The organism is Nonomuraea rhizosphaerae (assembly GCF_019396405.1).
Lineage (GTDB): Bacteria > Actinomycetota > Actinomycetes > Streptosporangiales > Streptosporangiaceae > Nonomuraea > Nonomuraea rhizosphaerae.
Genome location: NZ_JAHKRL010000345.1, coordinates 1 through 7,720, shown reverse-complemented (window position 1 = coordinate 7,720; position 7,720 = coordinate 1). Strand labels below are relative to the sequence as shown.

General features: G+C 70.6%; 8 protein-coding genes. 6 read left to right on the top strand and 2 right to left on the bottom strand.

The features are described from left to right. The coding region (locus KME77_RS17365) for a TerB N-terminal domain-containing protein (protein ID WP_219468517.1) at positions 1 to 1,347 on the bottom strand (1,347 nt) is incomplete at its 3' end. Positions 1,348 to 1,846: 499 nt separating this feature from the next. On the opposite strand from KME77_RS17365, the gene KME77_RS17360 reads away from it, so the two are divergent. The 5 genes from KME77_RS17360 to KME77_RS17340 all read left to right on the top strand — a co-directional run bounded on the left by KME77_RS17360 (position 1,847) and on the right by KME77_RS17340 (position 7,144). Continuing rightward, the gene (locus KME77_RS17360) at positions 1,847 to 3,238 is read left to right on the top strand and encodes a tetratricopeptide repeat protein (protein WP_219468514.1); all 1,392 of its coding nucleotides are present in this window, start codon (positions 1,847 to 1,849) and stop codon (positions 3,236 to 3,238) included. 97 nt (positions 3,239 to 3,335) lie between these two features. After that, positions 3,336 to 4,172 (top strand): PIG-L family deacetylase, encoded by an 837-nt coding sequence (locus KME77_RS17355; RefSeq protein WP_219468510.1) that lies wholly within the window; start codon positions 3,336 to 3,338, stop codon positions 4,170 to 4,172. 124 nt (positions 4,173 to 4,296) lie between these two features. Continuing rightward, positions 4,297 to 4,539, top strand: a complete 243-nt coding sequence (locus KME77_RS17350; protein ID WP_219468509.1) for a hypothetical protein — start codon at positions 4,297 to 4,299, stop codon at positions 4,537 to 4,539. Further along, positions 4,539 to 6,605, top strand: coding sequence for a hypothetical protein (locus KME77_RS17345; protein ID WP_219468505.1), 2,067 nt, complete (start codon positions 4,539 to 4,541; stop codon positions 6,603 to 6,605). Before KME77_RS17350 ends, KME77_RS17345 begins: the two co-directional genes overlap by 1 nt. Beyond that, positions 6,602 to 7,144 carry a hypothetical protein gene (locus tag KME77_RS17340; protein WP_219468502.1) on the top strand — a complete coding sequence of 181 codons (543 nt, stop codon included), beginning with the start codon at positions 6,602 to 6,604 and terminating at the stop codon, positions 7,142 to 7,144. The genes KME77_RS17345 and KME77_RS17340 overlap by 4 nt, the downstream gene beginning before the upstream one ends. Here KME77_RS17340 and KME77_RS17335 read toward each other — a convergent pair. Next, positions 7,137 to 7,604, bottom strand: coding sequence for a substrate-binding domain-containing protein (locus KME77_RS17335; RefSeq protein WP_308250740.1), 468 nt, complete (start codon positions 7,602 to 7,604; stop codon positions 7,137 to 7,139). The genes KME77_RS17340 and KME77_RS17335 overlap by 8 nt on opposite strands. Here KME77_RS17335 and KME77_RS30340 point away from each other — a divergent pair. Continuing rightward, the coding region (locus KME77_RS30340) for a hypothetical protein (protein ID WP_308250739.1) at positions 7,491 to 7,720 on the top strand (230 nt) is incomplete at its 3' end. The genes KME77_RS17335 and KME77_RS30340 overlap by 114 nt on opposite strands.

The window sequence follows — 7,720 nt, the reverse complement described above, 5'->3', positions numbered from 1 at the left end:
CGCCGCGCCCACCCGCCGGTAGTCGGCCTCGGAGGTGTCGCCGCCGGCGGCGGCCAGGTGCAGCAGCACAGTGGCGGCGCGGTAGGCGTCGGAGGCGGCGGCCGTCGGCCCGTCCGGCGCGGCGAACAGCGCCATGCCCCCCTGCACCGGTGGCGGGCCGCCCAGCCGCGGGTCCGGCTCGATCCCGACCCCGGCGCGGCCGAGGATCTGGGCCAGCGCGATGACGTCCTTGGTGGCGGGCTCGGGCGTGGACAGCAGCGCGGCGAACTCCTGCGCGGGCACGATCACGGTCTGCCGCCCGGCCAGCCGCCCCACCGCCCAGCGCACCGCGCGTCCGGCACCGCCCCCGTTCAGGTCGAGCAGTTCCTCGGGCAGCAGCGCCTGCGCCTGCACGCTCTGGCGCGCGCCGGGCAGCCTGCCCAGGAAGCGGCTGTACGCCTCCAGCGCCGAGCAGCACTCCTCGGCCAGCGCGAACAGCTCCCGCGTCGGCCCCGCCAGCGTCAGCACGTCGGGCAGGCCCGGCAGCACGGGCCGGGCGGCCCCGGCGAACCCGGCGCTGGCCGGGCGGTAGTCGAAGGCCAGCTCCCTGGAGCCGGGGCCGATGACGAGCCCGTCGCCGTGCCGCGCCGCGTACCGCATCTGGAACAGCGCGGTGAACTCGGCCGGGCAGCGCGTCGCGGGCGTGCGCGGCCGGTAGGCGGGGTGTCCCCGCAGCCAGGCCAGCGCCCATTCGGCGGGCACCGGCTGTTCCTCCGCGGCCAGCTCGCCGAGGCGTACGCGCAGGCCGAAGGGCGGGCCGGCCGGGTCGGGCTCGGTCAGGGCGGTCAGCAGCTCCTCGAACGGGGCCGCGTGCCGCTGGAAGGCGTCATGGTGGGAGTACAGGCCGAGCAGCCGCCGCACCTCCTCGTGGATGACCGGCAGCTCGTCCTGGACGGTGGAGCGGTCCAAGCGCAGGTCGTGCAGGACGCGCCGCTCGAGCCCGTAGAAATAGAGCAGTACGTAGCCGAGCGGTGCCCGGGGGTGGCAGCGGCCGTCGGCCAGCCAGCTCAGATAGGCGGCGCGGGTGCCCGGCGGGACGGCGGCGTAGCTGGGCCAGTGGTCGAGCCCGACGCCCTCCCAGTCGGCCTGCGTCATGTCCACGGGCAGTTTCGGGTCGATCAGCGCGGGCTCCACGGCCATCCCCGACGCCGAGCGCAGGTCCGAGCCCAGGTACAGCAGGCCGCCGACGATCGTGAGCCCCGCGATGTGGACGCCGCTGCCCGGAGGCAGCCAGGGCCCCTCCTGCGAGAGGAGCGGAGTGGGCTTGGCCTGGCCGGACAGCGCATGACGGCCACGCGCGCGGTACACCTGCGGGGCCCTCCCTCCGCCTCACCATGAAATTGATGGGGATTGCACCCTAGCGCCCCACCGATTGCGCGACATATCACTCCATGCCCTCGTTACAATCTCGCATCCGTGACCGGCTGGAGTGTTTTATCGGACTGTCCGGAAATAGGTTTCTCACCACTCGGTTGACCGGTGACGGCCGCGTGAGTAACAAAGCGGCGATCACCAGGCTTTTCGTGGTTGACAAAGGGGCCTGGCCGGGGCGTGGAGGCGGGCCGGAGACGCACGGGGAAACGCCTCCGGCCCACCGGCCCCCCGGTGGATCCGTACCGGTGACCGCACAGTAGCCCGCCGTACGCGTGCGGGCTGTGGCGAACTGCACGTACGCGGGGCCGTCTTTCGGCCCGCGTGTCTTTCGACCGGCACGTCTTCGACCGGCACGTCTTTTGATCGGCACGTCTTTCGGCCGGCACGTGTTTCTGCACAGACAGTCGCCATTTCGCGTCCTTATAGTGGCTCGGTGAGAGACGACCAGCACGGGCTGGCCATGAGCGGCGCGGGCGCCGCCGCCGCCCGCCACTACGACCAGGCGATCGACGAGCTGCTGCACTTCCGCGCCGAGGTCGACGCCGAGGCCGCCGCCGCGCTGGAGGAGTCCCCCGACTTCCCGATGGGCCAGGTGCTGGCCGCCTACCTCGGGCTGCTGACCACCGAGGTGGAGGACGCGCGGACGGCCAGGCAGCGGTTCGCCGCCTGGCGCGGGCGGGCCGGCGCGGCCGGGCTGCTGCCCCGCGAGCGCGCCCACGTCGAGGCCGTCCAGGCGCTGCTCGACGGCGACTTCCTGACCTGCGGCCGGCTCCTCGGCCGGATCACCGAGCAGTACCCGCGCGACGCCCTGGCCCTGGCCGCCGGGCACCAGGTCGACTTCTTCACCGGCGACGCCCGCTCCCTGCGCGACCGGATCGGGGGCGCGCTGAGCGCCTGGCACGAGGACGACCGGCATTTCGGGCACGTGCTGGGGATGTACGCGTTCGGGCTGGAGGAGGCCGGGCACTACGACCGTTCCGAGGACGTCGGGCTGCGGGCCGTCTCCCTGAACCCGCGCGACGTGTGGGGCATCCACGCCGTCGTGCACACGTACGAGATGCAGGGTCGCTTCGGCGACGGCACCCGCTACCTCGACACCCGGCTCGGCGACTGGTCCACCGGGACGTTCTTCAACGTGCACACCTGGTGGCACTACGCCCTGTACGCGCTGGAGGCCGGCGACGTCGCCCGCGCCCTGGCCGTGTACGACGCCTCGCTGGCCGGCGGGCAGGGGTCCATGGAGCTGCTCGACGCCGCCGCGCTGCTGTGGCGGCTGCTGCTGGAGGGCTCGCCGCAGCACGCGCGCTGGGCCGCCCTCGCCGACGCGTGGCCGGTCAGGGTCGCCGAGCCGTTCTACGCCTTCAACGACATGCACGCGGTCATGTCGTACGTGGGCGCGGGCCGGATCGCCGACGCCGAGAAGCTCATCGCCGGCCGCGAGGCCTACCTCGCCGAGCCGCACCCCGGCATCACCAACCACCTGATGACCGCCCGCGTCGGCCTGCCCGTCTGCCGCGCGCTGGTGGCCTTCGGGCGGGGCGAGGACGACGCGGTCGTGGACCTGCTGTACCCGATCCGGCACCGGGTCAACGAGTTCGGCGGCAGCCACGCCCAGCGCGACGCCGTGCAGAAGACGCTGCTGGAGGCCGCGCTGCGGGGCGGGCGCACGGACCTGGCCCGGGTGCTGGTCAGCGAGCGGATCAACGTACGGCCGTGCAGCCCGTTCAACTGGCTCAAGCAGGGGGCGCTGGCCGAGGCGCTGGGGGACCGCGCGGCCGCGGCGGCGGCCCGCCTGCGCGCCGACGAACTGATCAGACGCGCCTGACCTTCCCGTCCCTACCTTGGCTTTCCTGCTCCCACCCTGGCCTCCCGCTGGATCCTGGGAGCGGAACTGTCGGTCGGCGGAGGTAGTGTCTCCCATCATGGATCAGCAGCACACGGATCGCAGCCCCCTCACCCTGATGGCGGTGCACGCCCACCCCGACGACGAATGCCTCAGCACCGGCGGCATCCTGGCACGCTACGCCGAGGAGGGCATCCGCACCGTCCTGGTCACCTGCACCAACGGCGAGCAGGGCGACGGCCCCGGCGGCGTCAAGCCCGGCGACCCCGGCCACGACGACGCGGAGGTGGCCGAGCGCCGCCTCGCCGAGCTGCGCGAGTCCGTGCAGCACCTCGGCATCGAGCACCTGGAGCTCCTCGGCTACCGCGACTCGGGCATGGAGGGCTGGGAGACCAACAACCACCCCGAGGCGTTCGCCAACGTCCCGCTCGACGTCTCCGCCGCCAAGCTCGCCGCCCTGATCGAGCGCTACCGTCCCCAGGTCATCGTCACCTACGACGAGACGGGCGGCAGCGGCTACAACCACCCCGACCACGTCCAGGCCCACCGCATCACCGTGGCCGCCACCGAGTCCACCGGCATCCCCGACAAGCTCTACTACACCGCCATCCCCCGCACGGCGATCAGGCACATGTTCGACCTGCTGCGCGCCAACGGCGTCGACCTGGACTTCGAGCCCTCCGACGACTTCGGCACCCCCGACGAGCAGGTCACCACCGTCGTCGACGTGGCCCCGTTCGTCGACCGCAAGCTGAAGGCCCTGCGCGCCCACGCGAGCCAGGGGGAGAACATCTTCATGCTCCAGATGCCGGAGGAGGCGCAGCAGCAGGCGTTCTCGGGCGAGGCGTTCATCCGCGTCTCCAGCCGCGTCGACGCGCCGGAGCACGAGGACGACATGTTCGCCGGCCTGCGCTGACGCATTTTCCCAATCAAACAGCCGAAAATTCGCATTACCCATAGCCGATTCGTGAACTCCTCGGCGCAGGGCTTTTTCCGCGATTAACATGCAGGCGTCCGGCCCTCTCCTCCAGAGTCAGGCGATGATGGCGACGCAGCAGCAGATCGACGCCGCCCGTCGGCGGATCGAGCAATTGCGTGATCAGCACGAAGGCGATGTGACCACTCTCATCCGAATTGTTGAGAGTGGTGCACTCAAAGGCCCCGCCGGAGACAAACTCTCCGCCGACCTGCGCGGCTGGGAGCGGGCTTTCAACGACCTTTTCGTCCACGCCCTTTCTCTCGTCGACTCCGTGTCCGCCGAGGACCCGAAAGGCAGCGGCTGATGAGCCGGGTCGGCATCGATCCGGCGTTGATGACCCAGCTCATCAACGGCATGAGACGGGCCGGCGGCACGATCCCCGAGGTCGGCGTCCACGTCGAGCGGGCGCTGACCTCACTCGGCCTCCAGCTCTGGGGCCCGACCCCGCTCCGCGACATCGGCGCCCGGATGAGCGCCCAGGTCCCCGGCCTCCAGGGCCGCCTCGACCTGATCCTCGCCACCCCCGACGGCAGGCTCGGCCGGGGCGGCCTGCTGTGGGCCGACGACGCCGACTGGCTCTCGCAGTCCCCCGCCGCGGGCGCCGCCACCGCCAAGGCCCTGGCCCAGAGACTCCGCGACCAGGCCAAGACCCGCTCCCTCGACGCCGCGACCCTCGCCGACCTCGAGAAGCACAGGAACGACCCCTACTTCGCGATCGCCTTCGCCCAGGTCATGCCGCCGCGTGAGCTCAAGGCCCTGCTCGCCCGCCTGTACGGCGCCGGCCTGCCGCCCTCCGCCCGCCCCGAACACCAGGACCTCGACGCCCAGAACCGGCTCGCCACCGCCCTCAGCACCGTCCTCGGCACCGCCTCACGCGGCGCCGGCCGCCTGAAACTCCCCGCCGAGTACGCCGACCAGCTGATCGAGGACATCGAGAACCCGGCCACCGCGTTCGCGATCGGCAAACTGCTGCGAACGGGCACCTTCGACGCCCCGTTCCTGCTGAACGTGGTCACCAAGGTCTACGACCACGACCACGCCCACCCCCCGGACCCGCAGCGCCGCCTCGACCTGTGGACCATTCCCGGCGCGAAGGACGCCCTCCCGCCCGGCGACCTCACCCCGATGGCGGCGGTCCTCCCCGCCCTGGTCAACCACCCCGCCGTGGCCCAGGACTTCTTCACCGACCCGAACCGCAAACCACTGGCCTACCTGATGCGCCAACGCCCCTGGACAGGGGAGGCCGACAACACCCTCGGCGCGGTGATCAACGCGGCGGCCACGACGTACCGCGACCACGACCAGCCGCCGGGTGAGTCACGCGGCTACAAGTCCGCGCTTGTCGCCTCATGGGCGGCGCATTTCTGGAGCGACGAGAAAGTCCAGGCCAACCTGCCGCACACGCGCATCTGGGCCGCCTCCCTCTTGGCCGCCTACATCACCGATGTACATCGGACATCTGAGGCCCGCTCGGGCAGAACCTTGGGCGTCTTCGCCGTCGAAGATCCGGACGTCTCCCTGTCCGGCGTGGAACCCTACGGCGCGGCTCTCGACGGGGCGCTGAACAAACAGATCATGAAATGGGCGTTCGGTGACGAGGACGCGTTCAAGACGATGGCCGCCGCCCACGCGCAGTACAGCGCCAAATTGCTGGACGAAAAGGCGGCCGAAGTGGCGGCAGAGGTCAAGGCACAGTTCGATGCCTGGCACCATGCGCACCCCGATGCCACCGGGAAGGAAAACGAAGCGCGGCGCCAGAAGATCCTGGAAGGTGTCATGCAGGGCGGCGGCGGTGCCGAGTTCAGCGGCGCCGTGGGTTCGCTCAGCATGACAACGTACATGCTCACTCATGCCGCCGGCATTTCCAGCATCAAGGCCGCCAAGGCGGATGACCAACGATTCGCTCTTTTCAAAGAGATGGTCACCAAGGTGGTGGACCTCGCCCCCGGGCCCTCAGGGAAGTTCGCGGGTCTGCTGGTGGGCCAGGCCAAGGAGCAGATCTACGGAAAGGCCGTCTCCGACAGGGAGAGCGCGGCGCGGAAGGAGGCCAGAACCGCCCTCGCGCAGGCCAGGCACATGTTCCGTGACCTCACCGCCGCCTCCATGATGCGGCACGGGTTGTTCGGCGACGGATCACCACCCGCTGTGACCCACCCCCATCGCTCCACGAATTTCCCCGAAGGTTCGCCAGGGGACTTCCTGCTGAACGGCGAAATCATCTCGCGGGACCAGATGAGCGAGGATCAGCAGACCGCGTACGACGAGTGGATGAACAAGCCCGAGACGGACCGCGTGTTCCTCACACCGGACTCCTCCGTCGACGGCGGGTTCAACACGGCCGCGATCCTTGACGGTGATGAGGACCAATGAGAGTTCTTCCCACAGCCGTTGCCGGACTCGCCGTCCTCACCGTAACCGCCTGTTCGTCTGCTCCTCCTCAGACGCCGGACACTCAGCCGCTGGGGAATGTGACCGCTGCCCCTCAGGAATGCGGCCTCATCTCCGCACAAGCCATTCAGATCGCCGTCGGCTTCGGCGACTACACAGCCAATGGCACCAAGATGGACATGGGGAAACGATTCAAATCGTGCACGGTCGCCAAGAGACCGGTCGACGCACAAGGCGCGCGGTTGTCGATCCAATTCTTCGACCCGTCCCTGTCCACGGCTCAGGACCTCGAGAACGACAAGGCCAGTCGCGCGGGAGAGGACCTGCCGGACGGACTGGGGCCCGGTTACGTCACCCCCATCAAGGAGAGCGGAAAGGTGGTCGGCGCACGCGCCTTCGCCTGGACTGCGGATGGTGGACGACTGTTGTCCGTGAACATCAGACACGGTTCTTCAAGGCGAGACCCTGGCGCGGACGCGGTCGAGTTCCTCCGTCAACTGCGCCCGATTCTCCTTAAATAGTCCCGTAAGAGGAGGGTGGTACTTCTCCCGATCCCCTGACCACCAGCCGTGTCGGCACCAAGGTGCGGCGGGCGCGGGAGCGGTCGCCGTCCAGGCGGGACAGGACGAGCTCCGCCGCCGCCGCACCGATCGCCGCCGGGTCCTGGGCGACGACGGTCAGGGGCGGGTCCAGGACCTCGGCCAGGGGGAGGTCATCGAAGCCGACCAGGGCCACGTCGCGGCGGCGGGCGGCGGCGAGGGCGAGGACGGTGCCCATGGAGGCGAGGTTGTTGGCGGCGAAGAGGGCCGACGGGGGGCTGGGGAGGGCGAGGAGGCGGAGGGTGGCGCGGCGGGCGGCCTCCTGGTCGTGGCCGGTCTCGACGAGGGTGCGGTCGAAGGGCAGGCCGGCGGCGTCCAGGGCGTCGCGGTAGCCCTGGAAGCGTTCGCGGCGCGTGTACAGGGTGGCGGGGAGGTCGCCGATGAAGCCGATCCGGCGGTGGCCGTGCGCGATCAGGTGGGCGATGCCCTCCTTGGCGCCGGCGCGGTTGCCGCTGAGTTTCTACCGCCGCCCACCGACAGGAATCACCTCCGCGCGCC